This window comes from Blastococcus aurantiacus, assembly GCF_900102425.1.
Lineage (GTDB): Bacteria > Actinomycetota > Actinomycetes > Mycobacteriales > Geodermatophilaceae > Blastococcus > Blastococcus aurantiacus.
The window spans coordinates 1-23,015 of record NZ_FNBT01000009.1; the positions used below are offsets into that span (position 1 = coordinate 1).

21 protein-coding genes and 1 rRNA gene are annotated in these 23,015 nt (G+C 73.4%); 9 read left to right on the plus strand and 13 right to left on the minus strand.

Going from position 1 to position 23,015, the window contains the following annotated elements:
* The 3 genes from BLS70_RS16980 to BLS70_RS16990 form a co-directional block, all read right to left on the minus strand.
* A 16S ribosomal RNA gene (locus BLS70_RS16980) occupies nucleotides 1-76 on the minus strand; the annotation flags it as partial.
* A gap of 398 nt (nucleotides 77-474) precedes the next feature.
* On the minus strand, nucleotides 475-1,104 hold the full coding sequence (locus BLS70_RS16985; protein ID WP_091770402.1) for an alpha-ketoglutarate-dependent dioxygenase AlkB: 630 nt from the start codon (nucleotides 1,102-1,104) through the stop codon (nucleotides 475-477).
* A 59-nt stretch (nucleotides 1,105-1,163) separates the two neighbouring features.
* A complete protein-coding gene (locus tag BLS70_RS16990) occupies nucleotides 1,164-3,398 on the minus strand; it encodes a RecQ family ATP-dependent DNA helicase (RefSeq protein WP_091770404.1) in 2,235 nt (744 codons plus the stop codon).
* A 23-nt stretch (nucleotides 3,399-3,421) separates the two neighbouring features.
* Between BLS70_RS16990 and BLS70_RS16995 the strand changes: the two genes are divergently transcribed.
* Nucleotides 3,422-4,312 (plus strand): histidinol-phosphatase HisJ family protein, encoded by an 891-nt coding sequence (locus BLS70_RS16995; RefSeq protein ID WP_255362538.1) that lies wholly within the window; start codon nucleotides 3,422-3,424, stop codon nucleotides 4,310-4,312.
* Nucleotides 4,313-4,327: 15 nt separating this feature from the next.
* Here BLS70_RS16995 and BLS70_RS17000 read toward each other — a convergent pair whose 3' ends face one another.
* The 4 genes from BLS70_RS17000 to BLS70_RS17015 form a co-directional block, all read right to left on the minus strand.
* A complete protein-coding gene (locus BLS70_RS17000; RefSeq protein ID WP_091770408.1) occupies nucleotides 4,328-6,001 on the minus strand; it encodes a GAF domain-containing hybrid sensor histidine kinase/response regulator in 1,674 nt (557 codons plus the stop codon).
* Between the two features lie 51 nt (nucleotides 6,002-6,052).
* The gene (locus BLS70_RS17005) at nucleotides 6,053-7,681 is read right to left on the minus strand and encodes a signal peptidase I (RefSeq protein WP_091770410.1); all 1,629 of its coding nucleotides are present in this window, start codon (nucleotides 7,679-7,681) and stop codon (nucleotides 6,053-6,055) included.
* Nucleotides 7,682-7,702: 21 nt separating this feature from the next.
* On the minus strand, nucleotides 7,703-8,128 hold the full coding sequence (locus tag BLS70_RS17010) for a hypothetical protein (RefSeq protein ID WP_091770411.1): 426 nt from the start codon (nucleotides 8,126-8,128) through the stop codon (nucleotides 7,703-7,705).
* A 363-nt stretch (nucleotides 8,129-8,491) separates the two neighbouring features.
* On the minus strand, nucleotides 8,492-9,097 hold the full coding sequence (locus BLS70_RS17015) for a hypothetical protein (RefSeq protein WP_143030439.1): 606 nt from the start codon (nucleotides 9,095-9,097) through the stop codon (nucleotides 8,492-8,494).
* 174 nt (nucleotides 9,098-9,271) lie between these two features.
* Between BLS70_RS17015 and BLS70_RS17020 the strand changes: the two genes are divergently transcribed.
* Nucleotides 9,272-10,360, plus strand: a complete 1,089-nt coding sequence (locus tag BLS70_RS17020) for a PP2C family protein-serine/threonine phosphatase (RefSeq protein ID WP_255362539.1) — start codon at nucleotides 9,272-9,274, stop codon at nucleotides 10,358-10,360.
* Here BLS70_RS17020 and BLS70_RS17025 read toward each other — a convergent pair.
* The gene (locus BLS70_RS17025) at nucleotides 10,350-10,877 is read right to left on the minus strand and encodes an RNA 2'-phosphotransferase (RefSeq protein WP_091770415.1); all 528 of its coding nucleotides are present in this window, start codon (nucleotides 10,875-10,877) and stop codon (nucleotides 10,350-10,352) included. The genes BLS70_RS17020 and BLS70_RS17025 overlap by 11 nt on opposite strands.
* A 38-nt stretch (nucleotides 10,878-10,915) precedes the next feature.
* Nucleotides 10,916-11,518 (minus strand): 30S ribosomal protein S4, encoded by a 603-nt coding sequence (gene rpsD / locus BLS70_RS17030; protein WP_091770418.1) that lies wholly within the window; start codon nucleotides 11,516-11,518, stop codon nucleotides 10,916-10,918.
* A 64-nt stretch (nucleotides 11,519-11,582) separates the two neighbouring features.
* Here rpsD and BLS70_RS17035 point away from each other — a divergent pair, with 64 nt between their 5' ends.
* The 3 genes from BLS70_RS17035 (at nucleotide 11,583) to BLS70_RS17045 (ending at nucleotide 15,648) form a co-directional block, all read left to right on the plus strand.
* Complete coding sequence (locus tag BLS70_RS17035; RefSeq protein WP_091770420.1) at nucleotides 11,583-12,374, plus strand: hypothetical protein; 792 nt, start codon at nucleotides 11,583-11,585, stop codon at nucleotides 12,372-12,374.
* Between the two features lie 97 nt (nucleotides 12,375-12,471).
* Complete coding sequence (locus tag BLS70_RS17040; protein WP_091770784.1) at nucleotides 12,472-13,971, plus strand: uracil-xanthine permease family protein; 1,500 nt, start codon at nucleotides 12,472-12,474, stop codon at nucleotides 13,969-13,971.
* Between the two features lie 126 nt (nucleotides 13,972-14,097).
* Entirely contained in the window at nucleotides 14,098-15,648 is a 1,551-nt protein-coding gene (locus BLS70_RS17045) for a methyl-accepting chemotaxis protein (RefSeq protein WP_091770422.1), read from the plus strand.
* A 56-nt stretch (nucleotides 15,649-15,704) separates the two neighbouring features.
* On the opposite strand, the gene BLS70_RS17050 is transcribed toward BLS70_RS17045, so the two are convergent.
* Nucleotides 15,705-16,403: a TetR/AcrR family transcriptional regulator gene (locus BLS70_RS17050; protein ID WP_255362540.1), complete on the minus strand. Its 699-nt coding sequence runs from the start codon at nucleotides 16,401-16,403 to the stop codon at nucleotides 15,705-15,707.
* Between the two features lie 94 nt (nucleotides 16,404-16,497).
* On the opposite strand from BLS70_RS17050, the gene BLS70_RS17055 reads away from it, so the two are divergent.
* Nucleotides 16,498-17,196 (plus strand): DUF4386 domain-containing protein, encoded by a 699-nt coding sequence (locus BLS70_RS17055; RefSeq protein ID WP_091770426.1) that lies wholly within the window; start codon nucleotides 16,498-16,500, stop codon nucleotides 17,194-17,196.
* 58 nt (nucleotides 17,197-17,254) lie between these two features.
* Here BLS70_RS17055 and BLS70_RS20550 read toward each other — a convergent pair whose 3' ends face one another.
* Both BLS70_RS20550 and BLS70_RS20555 read right to left on the minus strand, forming a co-directional pair.
* Nucleotides 17,255-18,019 carry an ABC transporter permease subunit gene (locus BLS70_RS20550; RefSeq protein ID WP_143030440.1) on the minus strand — a complete coding sequence of 255 codons (765 nt, stop codon included), beginning with the start codon at nucleotides 18,017-18,019 and terminating at the stop codon, nucleotides 17,255-17,257.
* On the minus strand, nucleotides 18,016-18,906 hold the full coding sequence (locus BLS70_RS20555; protein WP_143030441.1) for an ABC transporter ATP-binding protein: 891 nt from the start codon (nucleotides 18,904-18,906) through the stop codon (nucleotides 18,016-18,018). The genes BLS70_RS20550 and BLS70_RS20555 overlap by 4 nt, the downstream gene beginning before the upstream one ends.
* Nucleotides 18,907-19,087: 181 nt before the next feature.
* Between BLS70_RS20555 and BLS70_RS17065 the strand changes: the two genes are divergently transcribed.
* From BLS70_RS17065 to BLS70_RS17075, 3 genes are all read left to right on the plus strand, one after another.
* Nucleotides 19,088-20,236 carry a sensor histidine kinase gene (locus tag BLS70_RS17065; RefSeq protein ID WP_176946464.1) on the plus strand — a complete coding sequence of 383 codons (1,149 nt, stop codon included), beginning with the start codon at nucleotides 19,088-19,090 and terminating at the stop codon, nucleotides 20,234-20,236.
* A complete protein-coding gene (locus BLS70_RS17070; RefSeq protein WP_091770430.1) occupies nucleotides 20,233-20,889 on the plus strand; it encodes a response regulator transcription factor in 657 nt (218 codons plus the stop codon). The genes BLS70_RS17065 and BLS70_RS17070 overlap by 4 nt, the downstream gene beginning before the upstream one ends.
* A 66-nt stretch (nucleotides 20,890-20,955) precedes the next feature.
* Nucleotides 20,956-21,861, plus strand: a complete 906-nt coding sequence (locus BLS70_RS17075) for a hypothetical protein (protein WP_091770432.1) — start codon at nucleotides 20,956-20,958, stop codon at nucleotides 21,859-21,861.
* 55 nt (nucleotides 21,862-21,916) lie between these two features.
* Here BLS70_RS17075 and BLS70_RS17080 read toward each other — a convergent pair whose 3' ends face one another.
* A complete protein-coding gene (locus BLS70_RS17080; RefSeq protein WP_091770434.1) occupies nucleotides 21,917-22,996 on the minus strand; it encodes an alkene reductase in 1,080 nt (359 codons plus the stop codon).
* Between the last annotated feature and the right edge of the window lie 19 nt (nucleotides 22,997-23,015).

The following is a 23,015-nucleotide window of genomic DNA, read 5'->3' on the forward strand; positions in this document are numbered from 1 at the left end:
GGGTTCACCGTTCGACTTGCATGTGTTAAGCACGCCGCCAGCGTTCGTCCTGAGCCAGGATCAAACTCTCCGTAGATGATTTGATCGCAGCTGAGAACCGAGAGCTAGCACTCTCGATATCAATCAACCAAAGGAATCCCTGCCCCGACCACAAGTAGCCGGGACACGGGGTATTACTTGGCACTGACTTTCGGCACGCTGTTGAGTTCTCAAAGAGCGGACGCGCAGACACTCGACCCTTCCGGGCGTCGTCCCTGGCTGGATGTCCAACACTACGCCGGTTTCCGTTGCCCCCGCCAGCGGCGGGTCCCGGTCCGGCAGACCCTCAGGTCCGCGCGGCGCATGGAGAACATTACATGACGATCGGGGGCCTCTGCAGGGGGGTCCCCCGCAGCCCCGCGACGACGTCGCGAGGACCCCTGCGAACCCCTGTCACCTGGGCTTCTCCCTGCCCCGGCGACCGCGAGGACGGGCCTAGGCCACGCCGCTGGGGCGGAACTGGACGCTGACCCTCGGCCCGACCGGCTTCGTCGTCTTGGGGATGCAGTGCTCCCACGTGCGCTGGCACGACCCGCCCATCACCACCAGGTCGCCGTGCCCCAGCGGGAACCGCAGGCTGGGTCCGCCGGTCACCGGTCGGAGCATGAGCGGGCGTGGTGATCCGAACGAGACGATGGCGACCATCGTGTCGCCGCTCCGCCCCCGGCCCAGCCGGTCGCCGTGCCAGGCGACGCTGTCGCGCCCGTCGCGGTAGAGGCACATGCCGGCGCTGACGAAGGGCTCGCCGAGCTCCGGGCCGTAGTGGGTGTTCAGCGCCGTCCGCGCCTCGGTCAGCAGCGGGTGCGGCAGCGTCTCGTCGCCGCCGTACCAGCGCAGCAGCCGGGGGACGACGACCTCGCGCTCGTACATCTGGCGGGTGTCCTCGCGCCAGCCGATGTCGCCGAGCAGCACCTCGAGGACCTCGTCCGAGCCGGACACCCAGCCCGGCAGGTGGTCGACCCAGGCACCGGCGCTCAGCAGATGCCGCTGCACGCGGCCGGCCAGCGGGGTCAGCGTGGCCTCCTCGGCCACGTCCCACATCGACGGCTGGTGGGCGAGTCCCATGCCGTGGACGCTACCCCGACTTTTCGCACAGGTGTGCGAAAAGGTGTGGACGGAGCTCGCTAGGCGGTGAGCGCCAGGGCGAAGGGCAGAACGGCCGACGCCCCGGCCCGCCGGAGCTCGCGGCCGGCCACGGTCATGGTCCAGCGGGAGTCCGCCAGGTCGTCGACCAGCAGCACCGGGCCCGACAGGGCGGCCAGCCGCTCCTGCAACTCCGGGCCGACGACGATCCGGTCCCAGACGGCGGCCAGGCGGAAGGCGCTGTTGCCGCCGGGCTGACCGGTCGGTCCGCCGTGCGCCAGCGACAGCTCGCCCAGGTAGTCCAGCCGGCCCATGCGGGCCAGCCCCTGGGCCACGCCGGTGATCAGACGGGGACGGCGCCGCGACGGCATCGCCACGACGGCGACCGGGCGCTGGGACCAGTCCCACGCCGAGAGCACGCGCGCGCAGGCCCGCATCAGCTCCTCGTCCGGGGGGACATCGGAGATGGAGCGCTGGACCGGCACGTCGAAGGCGGCGTCCGGGTCCTCCTCGATGCCGGGAGCCTCCAGGTCGAGCGCGACCACCCCACCCACACCGTCGTCACCGAGCAGGGTGCGCAGCCGCTGACCCCAGCCGAGGTCGGTGAGCCGGGCGACGGCGCGGCCGGGCTCGAGCTGGTCGCCGGCGGCGATCTTCCCCTTCACGTCGACACCCAGCCGGTCCGCGCCGGTGGGCCACTGCGCCCGGGGCGGCAGCTCAACACCGGGTCGGTCCAGCGCCGCCGAGGCGGCATCCGCAGCCGCTTCGGGGACGTCGGTGGAGTACCAGGGACCGGCGCAGACGTCGCACCGCCCGCAGGGCGCCGCGGTCGGGTCGTCCAGCGCCGACTGCAGGAAGGCCATCCGGCACTCGGCCTCGTCGACGGGCTTGGCGTACGCCAGCATCGCCCGCTGCTCGGCCTCCCGGGTGCGCGTGACCCGGGCGTAGCGGTCGGCGTCGTAGACCCAGGGCTGCCCGGTCGAGCGCCAGCCGCCCTGCACCCGTTCCACGGCGCCGTCGACGGCGAGCACCTTGAGCAGGAGCTCCAGACGGGAGCGGCGCACGTCGGCGACGGTCTCCAGCCGGGCCACCGACCAGGCCTTGCCGTCGGCCATGGCGGTGAGCACCGCGGCGGCGTGGTCCTCGCGGGGCATGGAGGAGGTGGCGAACCACTGCCAGATGGCGATGTCCTCGGGCCCGGGCAGGAGCAGCACGTCGGCGTGCTCGACGGCGCGACCCGCGCGGCCGACCTGCTGGTAGTAGCTGACCGGCGACGACGGCGCGCCCAGGTGCACGACGAAGCCGAGGTCGGGCTTGTCGAAGCCCATGCCGAGAGCGGAGGTCGCGACCAGCGCCTTCACCTCGTTGTTGCGCAGCGCCTCCTCGGCGTCCTTGCGGTCGGCGTCGTCGAGCCGCCCGGTGTAGGAGCGCACCACGTGGCCGGCGTCCCGCAGCAGCGCGGCGGTCTCCTCGGCCGCGGCGACGGTGAGCGCGTAGACGATGCCGCTGCCGGGCAGGTCGCCGATGCGCGCGGCCAGCCAGGCCAGCCGGGCCCGGTCCGACGGCAGCCGGAGCACGCCCAGCCGCAAGGAGTCCCGCGACAGCGGCCCGCGCACGGTCGTGACCTCGACCCCACCGGCGCCCAGCTGCTCGGCGACGTCCTCGACGACGCGCTCGTTGGCGGTGGCGGTCGTCGCGAGCACCGGCGTCCCGGCCGGGAGGGTGCCCAGCAGGTCACGGATGCGGCGGTAGTCGGGACGGAAGTCGTGGCCCCAGTCGGAGACGCAGTGCGCCTCGTCGACGACGACGAGGCCGCAGCGGGCCACGAGCCCGGGCAGCTGCTCCTCCCGGAACCGCGGGTTGGTGAGGCGCTCGGGCGAGACCAGCAGGACGTCGACGTCGTCGGCGACCAGGCGGGCCGCGATGTCGTCCCACTCCGTCATGTTGGCGCTGGAGATCTCGACCGCGCGGATGCCGGCGCGTGCCGCGGCCGCGACCTGGTCGCGCATGAGCGCCAGGAGCGGGCTCACGAGCAAGGTGGGTCCCTTGCCCCGGCGGCGCAGCAGCGCGGTGGAGACGAAGTAGACCGCCGACTTGCCCCAACCCGTGCGCTGCACGACCAGGGCTCGCTGGGAGCGCTCGACCAGGGCGGAGACGGCGGCGTCCTGACCCTCGCGGAAGACGGCGTCGGGCCGGCCGGTGAGCTCGCGCAGCACGGCCAGCGCCTCCGCGTGCACGGAGCTGGCGGCCTCGGACGTCGGCGCGGCGGTGGTCATGCCCCCGACAGTAGGCATCCCGGGTGACAGCACGGACCAGCGCGCGGGACCTGTGGGCGACGGTGGAGAATCCACAGGCGATGGCACATCAGCGACAGCGACCGCCGGACAACCACGTCCACACGCACTGGTCGTGGGACACGGCCGACTCCTCGACGATGCGCCGGGCGTGCGAGAAGGCGATCCAGCTCGGGCTGCCGTCGATCGCCTTCACCGAGCACCTCGACTTCACCGTCTGGGACCCCGACGACCGTGCGACCGACGAGGGTCTGGTCGAGCGGCACGCGTCCCGGCACGCCGAGATCGACGTCCAGGGCTACTTCGCCGAGCTGACCGAGGTCCGGGAGCGCTTCCCTGAGCTGCGGATCCTCTCCGGCGTCGAGACGGGCGAGCCGCACCTGTTCGGCAGCAGCGTGGCCGCCTACCTGCGCGACGCCCCGGTGGACCGCGTCCTGGGCTCGCTGCACTCGCTCTCCCACAACGGCAAGCTCTACGGCGTCGGCCACCTGCTGTGGAACGACGAGGACGGCACGATGCGCCGCTACCTCGCCGAGCTGGTGGACATGATCGAGAGCAGCGCCGTCTTCCAGGTGCTCGCGCACGTCGACTTCCCGCGCCGCTACTGGCCCGGGGGGACGCACCGCTTCGTGGAGAAGGACTACGAGGAGGAGTACCGGGCAGTCTTCCGCGCGCTGGCCCGGTCCGGCCGGGCACTGGAGATCAACACGAGCAGCCCGCTGGCGTCGGCGGACCAGATCCGCTGGTTCTACGAGGAGGGCGGCGAGGCGGTCAGCTACGGCAGCGACGCCCACAACCCCTCGGCGGTCGGCCAGAAGTTCGACCTCGCCGTCGACGTCGTGGAGGCGGCGGGCTTCCGGCCCGGCCGCGACCGCTTCGACTTCTGGCGCCGCTGAGCGCCGACGCCGCGCTCAGGCGGGCGTGGCCTCGTCGAGGACCGCCCGGAGCTCCGCCCGGCGCACGGGCTTGAGCAGCACGCCCTGCATGCCCGCCGCGAGGCAGGCCTCGCGGTCCTCCTCCGTGGTCGCGGCGGTGAGGGCGAGCAGCCGCGTGCGGGAGCGTGGTCCGTCCAGTGCCCGGATGGCGCGCGCGGCGTCCGGCCCCGACATGCGGGGCATCTGCATGTCGAGCAGCACCAGGTCGAAGTGCTCCGCCGCCACGGTCCGCACGGCCTCGTCGCCGTCCTCGACGGTCACGACCTCCGCGCCCTCGGCCTGGAGCAACGCCTCGGCGACGCGCAGGTTCACCTCGCTGTCGTCGGCGACGAGCACGCGGACCGCGCGGCGCGACGGCGCCCGTGGTCCCGGGACGGTCCACGCCGCGGGGGCCGGCCGATCGGCCGGGACGGCGGCGGAAGCGTCGCCGGTCGCCCCGGGCAGGTCGACGACGACGGTGAACAGAGAGCCGGTGCCCGGGCGGCTGACCACGTCGATCCGCCCGCCCATGAGCCCGACGATCTGCTGGCTGAGGGCGAGGCCCAGTCCGGTCCCGCCGAAGCGCGCGCCCTGCGCCCCCTGCACGAAGGGGCGGAAGAGCCGCTGGATCTCATCGGCTTCCATGCCGGCACCGGTGTCGGAGACGGACAGTCGCAGTCGCGCTGCCGTCGCGTCAGGGTCGTGGTCGATGCGGACGGCGACGTGCACCCGACCGCGTTCGGTGAACTTGAGTGCGTTGCCGACGAGGTTCATGATCACCTGGCGCAGCCGCACCGGGTCACCCAGGAGCAGGCCGTCGTCGCTGCCCCGGACCGCCAGCTCGATCCCCTTGCGCCGGGCCACGGGCAGCAGGGCGGTGACCACCTCGGCGGCGACGTCGGCCGGCCGGAACTCGCGCTCGGCGAGCGTGACGGCGGTGGTCTCCGCCTTGGACAGGTCGAGCACGTCGTTGAGCAGTGCGAGCAGGGACTCCGCCGAGCTGCGGGCCAGGGAGACGAACTCGCCCTGGCGGGGGGTGAGCCGCTCGAGCTCGAGCGCCTCGAGCATGCCCAGGACGCCGTTGAGCGGCGTCCGGATCTCGTGGCTCGCGGCGGCCAGGAAGGCGGTCTTGGCGCGGGTGGCGGCCAGCGCCTGGTCCCTCGCCGCAGCGAGCTCGCGGGCCAGGCGCCCCTGCTCGAACAGCGCCACGGCCTGGGCAGCGAGATCCTCGAGGGCTCCCAGCTGCGCGGGCGAGAGCGAGCCGGGTTCCTCGGCGAAGACGCACAGGGTGCCGAGCACCCGCCCGTCGAGCAGCCGCATCGGCGCCGTGGCGTAGAGGCGCACCTTGCCCAGGCGGCCGTCGACCCAGGGGTTGCCCGCGTAGGCGGGCTCGCTGCTGGCGTCGGGGACGTGACGCAGCCGGGGTTCGCGCATGGCCAGCGCGCACATGGACTCCGAGAGATCGGACCGCGAGCCGGGGAAGCCGATCTCACCCACCTGGTGCTGGAAGCACTCGTCGAGCAGGTTGACCACCGCATGGGGCACGCCGCAGACGGTCGCGGCCACGCGCGTCACGGCGCGCACTTGCTCGGCCGGGGCGCCCTCGGGCAGCTCGTACTCGCGCAGCAGGTCAGGGCTCGGGCCGGAGGCGAGGAGGGGTGCTGCAGTCACACCTCTGTCGTCGGCAGCCGGGGACTCCCTCTTGAGCGGCCGCCGGCGCACTCAGGCGATGCGCGGGAGAGGGGAGGTGGCCGGCGCCGCCAGCGAGACCAGGACCGGCGGGGGTGGCGGCGGCGGGGGCGTCCGCGTGATCGCGGTGTCGGGGAAGACGAAGCGGTAGGTCGTCTCGTTGTCCTGGACGGCGAAGGTCTGGCCCTCGGGCCCGGCGTGGTGCAGCACCAGTCCGTCGACCCGCTCGGCCACCCGCCGCAGGGCCTGGGCGTCGGAGACGTCGACGACGCTGCCCCCGGGGGTGAGCCCGGTGACCGGCAGGATCCGCGCGGCGTTGCGGACGGCGAACGCGTCGGCCGCGTTCCCGCTGGTCGAGTGGCTGATCCCACCGGCGATCGCGGTCACGAGCAGGGCCGCGAGGAGGACGGCAACCGCGACGACCCGGGCCGCGTCGATGGGCAGGTCCACGCCGAGCGCGGTGAACGAACGCGGGACGACCTCGTCGACGGACACCGGGATCGAGCCGGCCGGTGTGAAGGCGGCGTCGACCGCGGGGGGCCGCAGCGACATCGTGTCCATGGTGAAGGCGAGCGGGTCCAGGTCGGCCGCGGTGAAGGGCTTCCCCTGGAGGCTCCCGCGGACCGCGACGACGGGCGTGACCACGATGGTGGCAGAACCGGCGTTGCCGCCGATCTCCGCGTTGTGCCGGCCGACAAGGGCCGCAGCGAGGGTGGGGTCGAGGTCGGCCGTGGCGGTGGCCGTCCCGTCCCGCACGGGGACGGTGGGGCTGCTGCCCAGGGCGGCGGTCCAGCCGTCGGAGGTGGCGACGGAGAGGTCGAGCCGTAGGTCGCCCTCGACCTCGTCGAGGCCAGGGGCGGTCACGCCGTGCTCGAAGGAGACCGTCAGCGCGTCGGCGAGCTTCGTGTAGATCGGGTCGCCGGTCGAGATGACACCGGTCGGGTACGTCGTCCCCGCTTCGGCGACACCGGCGTAGGTGTACCGGCCCTCCTGGGTCACCGGCTGGCTGCGGACCTGGGTCTCCGTCGAGGGCAGGGCGAGCAGCACCGCGCCCGCACCCGCGGCGAGGATTGCGACGGCGCCGGAGGCGACCGCGATCTGGCGGGCCTGCGCGCGGGTGGGCATGGAGAACGCTGTCGGCAGGGTCAGCGCGGCCGGCGCACGGGAGCCTGTGGCCCGCGGACGAGCGGCGTGCCGGCCCTTCGGCCGACGGGCGGTGCCGGTACCGACCAACCCGACGACGACGGCGCCGATCAGGGTCAGGGACCACGGGGAGGCGATGGCGGCCAGCACCTTGCCGCCCTGGGGGACCTGGCGGAACAGCCGGCCGAGCAGCTCGTCGGACGTCGGGCGGTCCTCGTCGAGCCAGTCGTTGTTGTCGCCCTGCAGGACGAACCGGTCGCCGTCCACGGCGACGATCCGGTGCATGACGACCGTGTCGAGGGTCCCGGAGTGATAAGCCACGACGTCGCCGACCTCGTAGGCGTCGGCGGGACGCAGCACGGCGAGGTCACCGGTGGAGAAGCCCGGCTCCATGCTCACGCCGTGCGTGGTGACGTAGACCGTGGCACCGCCGAGCTGAACCGGCCAGAACAGCCAGACAGCCGCCAGCACCAGCGCGACGACGGCGCTGGTGCTGGCGGCCTTGACTGCGTTGCTCATAACGGGGGCACGGTCTCCTGGTTACTGCACGACCGTCAGACCGACGGCGTTGAAGTCCTCGAAGTTCCGGACGGAACCGGTCGTGTCGCAGATCAGGACCAGGCTGGGCGGGGTACCGCCGGCGTTCCAGGGCGTCTTGACCGTGCAGGCGTAGGGGTCCCCGACGACAGTTCCACCGTCGCCCTGGCTGTCAGCCCCGATCTTGAGCGTCATGGTGGACGTGGCGGTCGAGATGTCCGTCAGCACGGTGAACTCGACGGCGTCGAGGATCGTGCCGTCGTCCGCGTTGCGGACGTAGTGGATCGTGTCGATCTCCGCACCGGTCACCAGCCCCTGCCCGTAGCCGGCAACGCTGTCGGGCACGTCGTTGCTGGCGGTGAAGGCGGAGGTGGCGATGCCGGCAGCGGCGACCGCGACACCGGCGAGCAGAACGCGCGACAGGCGCATGGGAGGAATCCGTTCTCTCAGTGGCCCAGACCCGCCCGAATGCTTCTCAGCCGGTTCGCGAAAGCTGCGCCGTCATCCTTGACGGAGCAGCTTTCGGCAGGGCTCCGCCGTTCTTGACTCCTGTCCCAAAAGAAACTCGAGTCGCTGAGTCGACACGGCGGATCGGTCGTCGTCCGCCATTCCTGCGGAATGACGAACGCCCTGGTGGGGAGGCGGGAGCGGCGCCCGGGAATACCGCTCCGCGGGCAGCCGAGTCGACTCTGCCGGACGCGGAAAGCACGGTGACCGAGACCTGGCCGACCCCGGGGCGGCGCGCGCCACGCTGCTGGCTGGCCGCCGTCGAGGACCTGCTCGACGCCTGAGTCAGCCGGCGAACCAGCTGCCGGCCGGGAGGTCGGGCGGAGGCGGCGGCTCGTGAGGCTGCTCGAGAGGCGGTTCGTAGGGCCACAGGACGGTCGCGGACTCCCCGGCCCGGCGGATCGCCGTGCCGTCGAGCTCTGTTCCGGTCTCCTCCAGCCCGATCTCCGGGCAGCGCACGACGACGAGCAGCGGCCCCTCGGGCGGCAGCGGGCTGAGCCACCAGTCCTGGTCCACCGACACCGACCCTCCGCTGCCGCCACCCGGGTGGAAGACCAGGTCTCCGTCGGCTCCGCGAACCGGCACGTTGCTCGCCCGGCGACCGTCGGCGAACTGCACGCCGAGCAGGAAGCGCGGGCTGCCGCCGCGGTGGTTCCAGAAGAGGTCGCCGAGGCGGTCCGGGGCGGCGGGGTCCTCGGGGCCCCTGGCCCGGGCAGCGAGCTGGAAGGCCACGCCCGTCGTGTAGACCTGCAGCCCGAGCAGCGCCACGGCGACGTCGGGGGTGCGGACGAGCAGTCGGTTCATCGGCAGCGCCGCCGGCACCTCGTTCTCCGGCCGGTTCATCCGTCGCTCGAGGTCCGGGTCGCCGTTCCCGAAGGCATGACTCCACATGCCGCGGAGCCTGTCGGTCCGGGAACCGCACGGCAAGCAGGAAGCAGCGGGCGCGCGGCGCTCCACCACCAGGACGGCGACCCGCCACCCCGGTGCGCGGGACGTGGGCATCCGGTCATCTACGGTGCACCGAAGTCCGGATGCGGCCGTTGGCCCGGCTGTGGGGAGCGACGATTGGGCGGCTCGGACCGCATCCAGCGAGCACTGCCGCTCGGCGTCCTGATCCTCGTCGCCGCCCTCGACGTCGGACTGGGGCGCGACCGTGTGGTCCTGACGCTCGTCGTCATCGCGCCGCTCGTCGCGGCCACCGCGCTGGGCCGGCGGGCGACCGTGGCGCACGGGGCGCTGGCGGTCGTCGTCGGCGCGCTGCTGGGCCTCTACGACGGGCTGTACGCCGACGCCCAGCTGACGGCCCAGGTGATCCGGTTGATCGGCATCGCGGCAGGCACCGTCGCCGCCGTCGTCGCCTGCACCCTGCGGCTCCGACGAGAGGCCGAGGTCGCCCGGCTCGGTGTGGAGGCAGCGGCCGCGCGGGTCGGGCTCGACACGGCGCGGACGCTGCAGCGGCACCTCCTGGGCGTGCCACCGGACCTGCCCGCGCTGCAGTCCGCCGTGCGGTACGTGCCCGCCAGCCGGCACGCGCAGGTGGGCGGGGACTGGTACGACGGCTTCGGGCTCCCGGACGGCGGCACCGTGCTGGTCATCGGGGACGTCGCCGGCCACGACGCCGAGGCAGCGGCGACGATGGCCGAGGCGCGGGGAATGCTCCGCGCGATCGCCCGGACCGGCCCGTCGTCGCCCGCGGCGGTGCTCACCGGGCTCGACGACGTGCTCACCGGGCTGCGCCTGCCGACGTTGATCACCCTCGTCGTCGCCACCGTGGACGGGGGCGGAGGCACCGTGACGCTGCGGTGGTCGAACGCCGGTCATCCACCGCCGGTGCTGGTGCGCCACGACGGCACCACGGAACTGCTGGCGCGAACCCCCGAACCGCTGCTCGGGGTCGCCGCGGCGACCCGGCGCACGGACCACGAACTGGGCCTGCGCCCGGGTGACACGCTGCTCTTCTACACCGACGGGCTCGTCGAGCGACGCCGCTGGACGCTCGACGAAGGCACCGACTGGCTGCTCGGCCAGCTCCAGCTGCGGGCACGCGAGCCGCTGGACGAGCTCTGCGACGGGCTGCTCTCCGAGCTCGGCGGAGGCACCGAGGACGACGTCGCGCTGCTGGTCGTCCGGGTGCCGGCCGAGCTCAGGCGCTGAGGACCGACAGGTAGGACGGCGGGACGGCGTCGACCAGCCAGACGCCGTTCTCGGAGCGGGTCAGGACCGCCCCGTCGTCGGCCAGGCGCCCGGCATCGACGCGCAGGACGACCGCCCTCCCGCGGCGTTCCCCGACCCGCCGGGCCGTGGCGGCGTCGACGCTCAGGTGCACCGCATGACGCCGCCCCGGCCGCAGACCGTCCGCGAGGATCGCCGCGACGTTGCGCTCCGGCGTGCCGTGGAACAGCGTCTCCGGTGGACGGCGGGCCGCGTAGCCGAGGTCGACCCGGACGCTGTGGCCCTGGCTGGCCCGGATGCGGGTGCCGGTCGCATCGAGCGCGAAGCGCCGCTTGTCGTTCGTGGCGACGACGCGTTCGAGCTCGTCCCGGGACATGCCCAGCGCCGCCAGGAGAGCATCGACCTCCACCCAGCCGGCGTCGTCCAGGACCAGCCCGACGGAGTCCGGCCGGTGCCGCAGCACGTACGACAGCCGCTTGCTGGCACGGACGACGTCCACGGGAGGAAGTGTGCGCCGGGGCCCCGACCCGGCGGAGGTCAGCGCGAGTAGTACTCCACGACCAGCTGCTCCTCGCAGATGACCGGGACCTCGTCGCGGGTCGGCGTCCGCTCGTAGCGCGCGACCAGGTCGGCCAGCGTGACCTCGAGGTACTTCGGGGGCTCGGCGTGCGCACCCGAGGCGGCGACGACGAACGGCTCCAAGGTCTGCGACCGCTCCGCGATCTGGACGAAGTCGCCCGGCCTCAGGCGGTAGGAGGGCCGGTCGACGCGCCTGCCGTTGACCAGGACGTGCTGGTGGGTGACGAACTGGCGGGCCTGGTAGATGGTCCGGGCGAAGCCGGCGCGGAGCACGGTGGCGTCCAGCCGCGACTCGAGATCCTGGATCAGCGCCTCGCCGGTCTTGCCGCCGCTCCGCTTCGCGCGGTCGAAGGCGGCCCGGAGCTGGGTCTCGCTGATGTCGTACTGCGCTCGCAGCCGCTGCTTCTCCTTGAGCCGGGTCGAGTAGTCGCTGTCCTTGCGGCGCTTGCGGCCGTGCTCGCCCGGTGGGTAGGGCCGGCGCTCGAAGTAGGCGACCGCCTTGGGGGTGAGCGCGATGCCCAGGGCGCGGCTGATCCGGATCTTGGGCCGGGGTGTGTTCACGAGAACCTCCGTCTTTGGTTAGGCTCACCTTACTAGCCCCGACCGAGAGTACCGAGGTGGTCCCATGACGACTGGTCGCAGGCCGAGCCGGCTCCGCGCCGGCACACCGGCTCCGGTCACCGCTCCCCCCGCCGCGGGCGGTCAGCCGTCGCCGGCCGAGCGGGCGCGCACGGTCGCGGCCCGGCCGACGGCCGCGCTGCACGTCCTCGGCACGGGCACGACGCCCGCCCTGGCAGCGGCGACGACGTCCGACGGCCGCACGCTGGTCGTCGTCCCGTGCGCCGGACCGCTCCTGCCGGCGCTCGCCGGCTCCCCGGTCGGCGACCTCCCCGCCCGGCTGACCGTGACCGACCGGGCGCCCTCCCGGCTGCGCCAGCCGATCCGCGCGCTGGTGGAGCTCGCCGGCTGGCTGACGCCGGTGCCCGGCGCGGACGTGCCGGCCGCCGTGCTGGCCTTCGCCGACGCGTGCCCGTGCGACGCGCTGTTCGAGGTGGGCCTGACCGCCGCCCTGCTGCAGCTCGACGTCGCCGAGGTCGTCCTGCACGAGTCGCACGCGGTCGAGCACGTCGAACCCGAGGACTTCGTGGCCGCCGCCCCCGACCCGGTCACCGAGGCCGAGGCCGACCTGCTGGCGGCTGAGGAGGAGGCGCTGGCCCGGCTGCGCGTGCGGGTGCAGGCCTGGGCCGGGCGGCGGGACGACGTCCGGCTCCTCGGGCTGGACCGGTTCGGCGTCCGCTACCGGGTGGAGTCGCCGCGGGGTGGCTACGACGTACGGGTCGCCTTCCCCGAGCCGCTGACCCGGAGCGAACAGTTCGCCGACGCGGTCGGGAGCCTGCTGAGCTGCGCTCTGGACTGAGGGCCGACCACCCCCGGGGCGGCGCCGTCCCGGGGTGCGACGATGCGCGTCGCCCGCTGCCGGTTCGCGGGCGTCCGTGCTGGTCGAGGAGGCACCGATGGCGTTCGGGTGGAAGCTGTACGGGGACGGGAAGACCCTGCCTCTGGGCGAGGCGGTGGCCCCCGACGAGCGGCTCAGCTGGCCGCGGACGGCGGGCATCGGCGCGCAGCACGTCGTCGCCATGTTCGGGGCGACGTTCGTCTTCCCGCTGCTCATGGGCCTGGACCCGAACCTCGCGATAATGATGAGCGGGGTCGCGACCATCCTGTTCCTGCTGATCGTGCAGGGGAAGGTGCCCAGCTACCTGGGCAGCTCCGCGTCGTTCGTCGGCGGCGTCGTCGCGGTGCGCGCCGCGGGAGGCTCGGACGCCGACGTCCTCGGTGCCCTGCTCGTGTCCGGCGTCGTCCTCGCGCTGGCCGGCCTGGTCATCCACCTGGTCGGCGTCCGGGTGGTCAACCGGGTGCTGCCCCCGGCGGTGACCGGCGCCGTGGTCATGCTCATCGGCTTCAACCTCGCGCCGGTGGCGACGGCGACCTACTGGCAGCAGGACCAGTGGGTGGCGCTGGCGACGATGGCGTTCGTCGTCGTCGCCTCGCTGCTGCTGCGCGGCTTCCTGGCCCGCATCTCGATCCTGCTCGGCCTGGTGTTCGGCTACCTGCTCTCGATCCTGCTCGACGCCACCGCGGGCCCGCACACCTCGGCCCTGCCGGGGCAGAACCTGCGGGACGCCTCCGGCGAGGCCTGCACCGCCGAGGGCCCGTACTGCGTGGCGGCCCCCTTCGCGCACGACCGGGTCAGCTTCGACGCGGTCGGGAACGCGCCCTGGTTCGGCCTGCCCGACTTCACCGGTCCGTCGTTCTCGGCGAACTTCGCGCTGCTGGTGCTGCCGGCGGTCATCGCCCTGGTCGCGGAGAACGCCGGCCACGTGAAGGCGGTGGCCGAGATGACCCGGCGCGACCTCGACCCGATGATCGGCCGGGCGGTGCTGGCCGACGGCGTCACGACCGTGCTGGCGACGTCGGTCGGCGGCTCCCCCACCACCACGTACGCGGAGAACATCGGCGTGATGGCCGCGACGCGGGTGTACTCGACGGCCGCCTACTACGTCGCGGCGGTGGTCGCGATCTGCCTGGGCCTGGTGCCCAAGTTCGGCGCCCTGATCAACGCGATCCCGGGCGGGGTGCTCGGCGGCATCACCGTCGTCCTCTACGGGATGATCGGGCTGCTCGGCGCCAAGATCTGGAAGGAGAACCGGGTCGACTTCGGCAACCCGGTCAACCTCGTACCGCTGGCCGCCGGCATCGTCATCGCCGTCGGCAACTCCGGCAACGACGCTCCTCTCCTGCAGATCACCGACGACTTCTCCCTCGGCGGCATCGCGCTGGGCACCATCGTCGCGGTGGTGGGCTGGCACGTCGCGCGGGCGCTGGCCCCCGCGGAGATGAAGGCGTCGCTGACGCGCGAGGGCCCGCACCCCGCCGCCGGCTCCACCTTCGGGACGGTGCACGGCGCGGAGGACCCGACGCCGGCCGGTGAGGCGGGGCGGGGAACCGCCTGACGGCGGTGTCGGTTGCGCGCCATGAAGCGAGGCGTCTCCGGTACGTCTCGGAACTCAAGCTGCCGATACCGCCTCACGGCGTCCCGGCCTCCGGTCGCCGTCCGACGAGCGAGCCGAGAGAGACCGATGAACCGACGTACGCGCGGGATCACACCCGGGACCGCACCCGTTCCAGTCCCCCGCGACGTCGAGGCGGTCGAGGCGGTCATCAACGCGCTGGACACCGGCGTGAGCGACGCCACCGAGGCGCACCGGACCATCGTCACCACGCTGGCGCGGGAACTGGGCCTCGACTACGGCGCTGCCTGGATGGTCGACGCCGACGGCGGCTTCTCGCTGGCGGCCGAGAGCGGCGGCTACACGGAGACGATGCAGGCCGCACGTGTCGCGCGGCTCCTGCCCTCCGAGGGGCTGGCCGGCCAGGCGATCAAGACGCAGGACGTCGTCCTGGCCAACGAGACCACCGACCCGGCGTTCTGCGGGCGCTGGAAGGCCGCACAGTCCGCCGGCGCCACCCGGGGGTGCGTCCTGCCCATCCTCGACGAGCGCGGCACCGTCGTCTCCCTGTACGAGTTCTACAACGCCGGCGAACTGCCGTTCGTCGGCGCCCGGGCGTCCAAGTGGCGCGCACTGCGCGGCGTCCTCGTGCACGCCCAGCGGGCTGCCGTCGCCCGCGCACACCTGCAGGAGACGCTGCACGACCGCGAGGCCGTGACCACCGTCGTCACCAAGATCGGCGCTGCGCGCAACCAGGAGGAGGCCCTGCGCGTCGCCCTGGACACGGTGCGCAGCGCGTTCGGCTGGGCGTACGGCTCCTACTGGGCACTGGACGAGTCGGCGAACGTGCTCCGCTTCCAGCAGGAGTCGGGCTCGGCGGGCGAGGAGTTCCGCGCCGTCACCCTGAGCGCCAGCTTCGCCGAGGGCGTGGGCCTGTCCGGCCGCGCCTGGCGGGCCAAGGAGATGGTGTTCGTGCAGGACATCGGCCAGGTGACCGACTGCGTCCGCGCACCCGCCGCCCAGCGCGCCGGCGTGAAGTCCGGCGTCTGCTTCCCGCTCGTGGTGAGCGGCAAGGTGGTCGGCACGATGGACTTCTTCGTCACGAAGACCATCGAGCTCTCCGACTCCCGGTCCGCGTCCCTGCGCAACGTGCAGCAGCTGGTGTCGCAGCGGCTGGACGTGCTGCGCCGCAACGAGGAGAGCGCGGAGCAGGCCCGCGAACTGCTGGTCACCGTCGCGAGGCTGCGCGAGGCCGCCAACGAGGCCGGCCGCGTGGCGGAGAGCGCCGTGCACCAGGCCTCGACGATGACCGGGGACGTCGTCGCACTGGACGAGGCGTCGGCCGCCGTCGGCGAGGTCATCCGGATCATCTCGGGCATCGCCGACCAGACCAACCTGCTGGCGCTCAACGCGACCATCGAGGCGGCGCGGGCCGGCGAGGTGGGCAAGGGCTTCGCGGTCGTGGCCAGCGAGGTCAAGGACCTCGCCCGGGAGACGGCCAAGGCGACCCAGCGGGTGGCCGACCAGATCGCCGGCATCCAGACCAGCAGCAAGGCCGTCGGCGAGGGCATCCGCACGACCGGCGAGATCATCGGACGGCTCGACGAGGTGCAGAACCGCATCGGCGAGGTGCTCGGCGAGCAGGAGCGCATGGCCCAGCTCATCGAGGCCGCCGGCTGACCCGTGCGGAACCGATCCGGGCCCGCCTGCACCCGCAGGCGGGCCCGTTCGCGTTCTCAGCGGCGGGACGTCCAGCCCTGCACGCGGAGCCGCTCGAACCCGTCGAGCAGGACGTCGAGGGCGAACTCGAACTCGAACTGCTCGTCGCAGCCACCCCCCACGCCGGAGAGATCCCCCTGGGTGGCGACCGTCGCGATCTCGAGGATGTGGGGGAATCTCCGGCCGAACTCGGCGGCCATCGCCTCCTGCTCCTCGACGGCGGGCGGCGGGGCGTCCGGATCCCGCGCCTCCTCGAACAGCTCCGGGCTGAAGCCCCACATCCGGTTGCCCAGCGCGTGCATGACGTGGTGGGTGAGGTCGGCCGAGAAGCCGCCGGCGCGGAACATCCCGGCCAGCGAGTCCATGTAGCCCAGGACCATCGGCGTGCGCCGCGTGCGCGACTCGATCGCCTTGCGCGCCCAGGGATGGCGCAGCACGGCCTCCCGTGCCGAGAGCAGGCGACGGCGGACGGCGGCCTGCCAGTCGGGCGTGGGATCGGCGGGCTCGATCTCGCCCAGGACGACGTCGACCATGCCGTCCACCAGCTCGTCCTTGTTCGCGACGTGCTTGTAGAGGGCCATGGGGACGACGCCCAGCTCCTGCGCCAGCCGCCGCATGCTCAGCGCCTCGATGCCCACGACGTCCGCGAGGTCGACCGCCGCCCGCAGCACCCGGTCGCGGCTCAGCGGCGTACGTCGCACCACCCCGTCGGTCAACGTCCGCACCCCCATGGTTGACAGGCGTACACCGTACACCTAACGTTCGAGCCATCGGGTGTACGCCGTACACCGCCAATCGAGAGGTAGCACCATGGGACCGAGCAGAGGGAACGCCGTCGCGGCAGGGTGGTTCTTCGTCGTCGCGTTCGTCGCCGCGATCGCCGGCCTGGCGCTGTACCAGCCTGCGCTGAGCGACCCGGCCTACGTCCTCGGCGCCGGGGCCGACTCGCAGGTGCTCCTGGGTGGCTTCCTCGAGCTGCTGCTCGCCGGCTCCTGCATCGGCACCGGCGTGGCGCTCTACCCGGTGATCAGGCAGTACGGCCCCAGCGTCGCGCTCGGCTACGTCTGCGGGCGGCTGCTCGAGGCCGCGATCATCAGCGTGGGCATCGTGGCCACGCTGTCGTTGGTCAGCCTGCGCCAGGCCTCGGCCGGCAGTGACGACGCCCTGACCACTGCCGCCCGGACGCTGATCGCCCTGCACGACTGGACGTTCCTGCTCGGGCCCGGCCTGGTCATCGGCGTCAACAGCATGCTGCTGGCCTGGCTGATGCTGCGCTCGGGACTGGTCCCCCGCTGGATCGCCCGCCTCGGGCTGGCGGGCGGTGCGCTGGTCCTCGCGTCGTCCACCGCGGTGCTCTTCGGGCTGTACGCGCAGACGTCGGCGGTCGCCCTCGTGGCCGCCATCCCCGTCGCCGCCTGGGAGATCTGCCTCGCCGTGCGACTGATCGTCACCGGCTTCACCCCGTCGGCGGTCCAGCTCGGCCCGGTCGCCGCAGCACTGCGGGTCTGACGAGTCATCGGCCGGGGCGGCATTCCGCCCCGGCCGATGGATCACCGCACTCCGCGAGTCACTGCACCGGGCGCCGGTGGGTGAGGGTCCAGCCGGCCACCGAGGAGACGACCACCCAGCCGGCGAGGATGAGGATCGACCGGGTCTCCTCCATGCCCTGAGCCAGCAGCATGGTGGCGTGGGCCGGGTCGACCGCGTCCCCGAGCTCGGGCTTCCCGACCCGGACCAGTGGCAGCACGCCCATGATGAACAGGTAGAGCACGGTCAGCGCGGCCGTGGTGTTCGCGGTGGCCGCTCCGATGCCGGCACCGATCACCGCGAACACCGCTCCAGCGGCCAGCGTCACCACCGTTGCCTGGACCCAGCCGTCCCAGTTCAGGTAGTCCACACCGACCGCGGCGATGACCGCCAGCGACAGCGCCGCCGACACGGCCGCCAACGCAGCACCCAGGAGCGCGACGGCCACCGACTTGGCGGCCAGCACCAGCCCGCGCCGCGGCACCAGCAGGTATGTCGTCTGCACGGTTCCGTGGGTCCACTCCCCCGCGGTCGAGACGACGCCCAGCGCCAGGAGCACCAGCCCGGTCATCATCGCGACGACACCCATCGGTGCTGCCACCCAGCCGAACTCGGCGTCCAGCGCGGCCAGCAGCAACCCGGACGGGCCCATCACCACCGCCGACGCGGCGATCGCGATGCCCGAGCGCGAGGACAGGGACTTGCGCACCTCCAGCCCGACGAGGGACGGGAGGGACGGACCGGTCCGGCGCACCTCGACGGTGGCGCCGAGCGGCGGAGCGGAGGAGGTCAGGGTCGTGGTCATCGGAGGTTCCCTTTCGGAGAAGTGGTGAGCTGGAAGAACAGGTCCTCGAGGCCGCGCTGCACGGGTCGCAGATCGACCAGGACGTGGCCACCGGCGGCGGCCACCGCGCCGACCTCGGCCGGCGAGGCGTCGGCGACGACGAGCACGCCGTCGTCCTCGCGTTCCACGTGGAACCCGGCGGCCTCGAGGGCCACGGCCAGGGCGCGGGGCTGCAGCGCACGGACCGCCACGCCGTCGGCACCGAGCAGCGAGGTCACCGAGCCGTCGGCGACGATCCGTCCGTCCCCGATCACCAGTAGCCGGTCGACCGTGTGCTCCACCTCGCCCAGCAGGTGCGACGACAGCAGCACCGTGCCGCCGCGCGCGGCGTGCCCGCGCAGCAGGTCGCGCATCCAGCGGATGCCCTCCGGGTCCAGGCCGTTGACCGGTTCGTCGAACATCAGCACCGGAGGATCGGCCAGCAGCGCCCCGGCGATGCCCAGCCGCTGCCGCATGCCCAGCGAGTAGCCGCCCACCCGCCTCCGGGCGGCGTCGGCCAGCCCCACCTGGTGCAGCACCTCGTCCACCCGCGCGGCCGGGACGCCGACCGCGGAGGCCAGCAGCCGCAGGTGCGTGCGTCCGGTGCGCCCGGGGTGCACGGCGGAGGCGTCGAGCAGTGTGCCGACGACGGCGCCCGGGTTGGGCAGCTCGCCGTACGACCGCCCGTCCACCGTCGCGACGCCGGCCGACGCCGGCACCAGCCCGGTCATCATGCGCATCGTCGTCGTCTTGCCCGCGCCGTTCGGGCCGAGGAAGCCCGTGACCGTGCCCGGCTCGAGCGTGAACGAGACGTCGTCGACGACGGTCCGGTCGCCGTACCTCTTGGTCAGCCCGCTGACCGTGATCATGGTGCCTCCGCAGTTCGTCGAGGTGGTGACGACGAACCTGCCGGGGCGGCGGGGGCTGCCGCGTCGGCCGCGAGCAGCGGAACCGGGTCTGCGGACGGCTCTGCACCGTCATCCGAAAGTTGGCCCAGGAGTGCACGCACGGGCGACCCGCGGCCCGTCCGTCCGGAAATACGCTCCCCGCATGACGCTCCGGGACCGCCTGTGGCCGGGCCTCGGCGCGCGCGCCGTCTGGCTCGAGCTGCACGTGGCGGTGAGCTGCGCGGCGGTCGTCGCCTTCGAGGTCGCCGCGGTGAACCCGGGGCCGCTGGGCTCGCTCCTGCTGGTCCTCGTCGGGTTGGTCCTCGGCGTGCTGCTGTTCCTCCTGCGGCGGCGGGCACCCCTGGTTCCCTTCGCCGTCGGTGCGGCGTTGAGCGCCATCGGCATCGCCACCGGCCTGCTGATCTCCGCCTACGCCGTCGCCCGGTACGTCGCCTCGTGGCGCACGCTCGCCGTCGCCGGGGGGATCGGGAGCCTGCTCGCGCTGCGGCCGTGGGGGCTCGAGACCCGCAGCGACTGGATCGGCGGGATCGGCACGGCGGCGCTCCTCGTCCTGCTGCCCGGCGCACTGGGTGTCTGGCAGCGCACGCGCGCCGAGCTGTTCGCCGCGCTGCGCGAGCGGGCCGAGCGGGCCGAGGCCGAGCGGGAGCTGCTCGCGCGGGACGCCGTCCTCACCGAGCGGACCCGCATCGCCCGCGAGATGCACGACGCCGTCGGCCACCGGGTGAGCCTCATGGTGCTCCAGGCCGGCGCGATCGAGATGGCGGCGCGGGACGCCGATCGGGTCGAGCAGCTGGCCGGACAGGTGCAGACCGCGGGACGCCGCGCGCTGGACGAGCTGCGCCAGATGGTCGGCGTGCTGCGCGCCGGCGACCTCGACGAGGAGGCCCCGCTCGGCCCGCAGCCCGGGCTGGAGGACCTCCCGCGACTGGTCGCCCACGCGCGGGAGGCGGGCATGGCCGTGGAGCTGGACCTGCCGGCGGTCGACGTCGCCCCGCCGGTCGGCCGGGCCGCCTACCGGATCGCCCAGGAGGCGCTCACCAACGCCGGGCGGCACGCCCCCGGCGCTCCCGTGCAGCTGACGGTCGTCCGGACCGGCGACCACCTGGCCGTGCGGGTGGTGAACGGGGCGCCGCACGGAGACGGCCGGACGTCCGCAGCCCCGGAGACGACGCCCGGCGGCGGGTTCGGCCTCGTGGGGCTGGGCGAGCGGGTAAGGACCCTCGGGGGCCGGCTGACCGCGGAACCTCGGCTCGACGGCGGGTTCTGCGTCGAGGCGGTGCTGCCGGCGTGATCCGCGTGCTGCTGGTCGACGACGAGGAGCTGGTGCGGTTCGGCCTGCGCACGGTGCTCGAGGCCGCGGGCGACTTCGAGGTCGTCGGCGAGGCGGGCAACGGTGCCGACGGCGTCCGGGCGGCCCGGGAGCAGGCGCCGGACGTCGTGCTCGTCGACATCCGCATGCCGGTGCTGGACGGGCTCGCCGCGACCGAGCAGCTGCTCGCGCTGCCGGAGCCGCCGCAGGTCGCCGTCCTCACGACCTTCTACCTGGACGAGTACGTGTACGCCGCGCTCGCCGCCGGAGCCGCGGGCTTCCTCCTCAAGGACACGCCGCCGAGGGAGATCGCCGCGGCGGTACGGGCGGTGGCCGAGGGGACGGCGACGCTCTCGCCCAAGGTGACGGCGACGCTCATCGAGTCCTACGTCGGCCGGCGGGCCGCCCCGCGACGGGCCGAGGCGCTGTCGAAGGTCGCCGGACTGTCCGACCGCGAGCGGGAGGTGCTGGCGCTGCTGGGCACCGGCGACTCGAACGCCGACCTGGCGCGCCGGCTGTTCGTCAGCGAGGCGACGGTGAAGACCTACGTCTCCCGGCTGCTCACCAAGCTGGACCTGGCCAACCGCACCCAGGCGGCGATCCTCGCCCACGAGGCCGGCCTGCTCGAGGGCTGACCGGCGCACGGAATTGCCTCGGGCGGCCACCGCCCCGACCATTCCCGGCGAGGGACGGGGGCGGTCATGAGGTGGCTGGAGCGCGTCGCGACCGGGCAGACGCCCGGGCCGCGGCCGGCGGTCGCCGCCGTGAAGACGTACCGGTACCTGCGGCTGGCGATGGTCGCGATGGTGCTCGGCCTGGCCGTCGCCGTGGTCCACGAGGTGCTGCGGGTCGACGGCACCTGCTGGCAGACCTCGCTGAGCGGCTACTACTACACCCCGGTCCAGAACCTGTTCGTCGGCGCGCTGGTCGCCATCGGCGTGTGCCTGGTGTCGCTCAAGGGCAACACCGACTCCGAGGACGTGCTGCTGAACTTCGCCGGCATCTGCGCGCCGTTCGTCGCACTGGTGCCCATCCACGATCCCAGCGCGTGCGGGGTCGTGACCGACGGTCTCAACCGGGACCTGAACATCGCGAACAACGTCGTCGCGCTGCTCGTCGTCTTCGGTGCCGGGCTGGTCGCCCTCGCCGCGCTCCGGTGGCACAACCGCAGGAGCAGCAACGACGAACCGGCGCCCACCGGCATCGAGATCCTGGGGTATGCGGAGTCGGTTCTGGTCTTCCTCGCGGCGGTCGCCGTCTTCTGGCTGCAGCCGGAGTGGTTCGACCGGTACGGCCACCCGGTCGCCGCCATCGCGATGTTCGTCTTCGTCTTCGTCAACGTCGTCGTCAACGCGGTGAACATCTACTACGAGCGCCGCGGCACCGATGCGCCCGTCCGGCGGCTCAACCGCTACACCTGGATCGCGCTGGCGATGGCCGCCTGCGTCGTCGGCAGCCTGCTCCTGGCCTGGCTGGGCGTCGAGCACTGGCTGCTCGTCATCGAGGCGAGCCTGATCGGCTGCTTCGCCGTCTTCTGGGGGTGCCAGACCTGGGAGTTGTGGGACCAGGGCCTGCGGACCGAGCCGGCCGTCGCGAGAACGCGCTGAGGGCTCTCCCCGGCGCGGGGAGAGGCGCCCTCAGTGCGTGGTGATCATGCGAGAGTCAGCCGACCTGCTCCAGCGTGGGGTAGTCGTTGTAGCCCTCGGCGCCGGCGGCGTAGAAGAGGTGCGGCTGCGGCTCGTTCTCCGGGTGCTCGCCGGCCCAGCGCTCGACCAGGTCCGGGTTGGCGATCACCGGGCGCCCGACCGCGACGGCCTCGGCGTGCGCGTCCTCGATCAGGCTGATCGCCTCGGCACGCGAGGTGACCGACGCGAAGCCGCTGTTGGCGACCAGCGGACCGCCGAAGCGCCGTCGCAGCTCCTGCACCAGCTCGCCGCCGGGCTCCGCGTGCAGCACCGAGAGGTAGGCCAGGCCGAGCGGGCGCAGCTGGTCCAGCAGCGAGCCGTAGGTCAGCAGCGCGTCCGCCTCGTCGGTCTCGAACGCGCCCTGGATGTTGTGCTGCGGCGAGATGCGCAGGCCCACGCGACCGGCGCCGATCGCCTCGGCCACCGCCGTCGCCACCTCGACGACGAAGCGGGCCCGGTTCGCAGGCGTGCCGCCGTAGGAGTCGGTGCGCTCGTTGGACGCCGGCGACAGGAACTCGTGCAGCAGGTAGCCGTTGGCCCCGTGCAGCTCCACGCCGTCCAGGCCCGCGGCGACCGCGTTGCGCGCGGCCTGCACGAACTCGTCCCGGACGCGGGCCAGTTCCTCGGTCGTCAGCGCGTGCGGCACCGGGTACGGCTTCTTGCCGGCCGGCGTACGTACCTGGCCCTCGATGGCGAGAGCCGACGGCGCCTCGGCGTCCCGGCCGCCGTTGACGTCGGGGTGGGTGACCCGGCCGGCGTGCATCAGCTGCATGACGACCAGCCCGCCCCGCTCGTGCACGGCCCCGGCGACGCGGCGCCAGCCCTCGACCTGCTCGTCGGTGACGATGCCCGGCTGGCCGGGGTAGCCCTGGCCCTGCGGGTTCGGCCAGACGCCCTCGGTGATGATCATCCCGAGGCTCGCGCGCTGCGCGTAGTGCTCGACGATCAGGTCACCGGGTACGCCGCTCTCACCGGCGCGCAGGCGGGTGAGGGGCGCCATGACGACGCGGTTGGCCAGCTGCAGGTCGCCCAGGGCGACGGGGGAGAACAGGTCCACGACGGCTCGAAGGCGGCCG

Bases quoted from the DNA above. Each gene is read 5' to 3' on its own strand.
- BLS70_RS16985 (WP_091770402.1), bottom strand. From the start codon at position 1,104: ATGGGACTCGCCCACCAGCCGTCGATGTGGGACGTGGCCGAGGAGGCC.
- BLS70_RS16990 (WP_091770404.1), bottom strand. From the start codon at position 3,398: ATGACCACCGCCGCGCCGACGTCCGAGGCCGCCAGCTCCGTGCACGCG.
- BLS70_RS17005 (WP_091770410.1), bottom strand. From the start codon at position 7,681: ATGAGCAACGCAGTCAAGGCCGCCAGCACCAGCGCCGTCGTCGCGCTG.
- BLS70_RS17010 (WP_091770411.1), bottom strand. From the start codon at position 8,128: ATGCGCCTGTCGCGCGTTCTGCTCGCCGGTGTCGCGGTCGCCGCTGCC.
- BLS70_RS17015 (WP_143030439.1), bottom strand. From the start codon at position 9,097: ATGTGGAGTCATGCCTTCGGGAACGGCGACCCGGACCTCGAGCGACGG.
- BLS70_RS17035 (WP_091770420.1), top strand. From the start codon at position 11,583: ATGACGACTGGTCGCAGGCCGAGCCGGCTCCGCGCCGGCACACCGGCT.
- BLS70_RS17040 (WP_091770784.1), top strand. From the start codon at position 12,472: ATGGCGTTCGGGTGGAAGCTGTACGGGGACGGGAAGACCCTGCCTCTG.
- BLS70_RS17045 (WP_091770422.1), top strand. From the start codon at position 14,098: ATGAACCGACGTACGCGCGGGATCACACCCGGGACCGCACCCGTTCCA.
- BLS70_RS17055 (WP_091770426.1), top strand. From the start codon at position 16,498: ATGGGACCGAGCAGAGGGAACGCCGTCGCGGCAGGGTGGTTCTTCGTC.
- BLS70_RS20550 (WP_143030440.1), bottom strand. From the start codon at position 18,019: ATGACCACGACCCTGACCTCCTCCGCTCCGCCGCTCGGCGCCACCGTC.
- BLS70_RS20555 (WP_143030441.1), bottom strand. From the start codon at position 18,906: ATGATCACGGTCAGCGGGCTGACCAAGAGGTACGGCGACCGGACCGTC.
- BLS70_RS17065 (WP_176946464.1), top strand. From the start codon at position 19,088: ATGACGCTCCGGGACCGCCTGTGGCCGGGCCTCGGCGCGCGCGCCGTC.
- BLS70_RS17075 (WP_091770432.1), top strand. From the start codon at position 20,956: ATGAGGTGGCTGGAGCGCGTCGCGACCGGGCAGACGCCCGGGCCGCGG.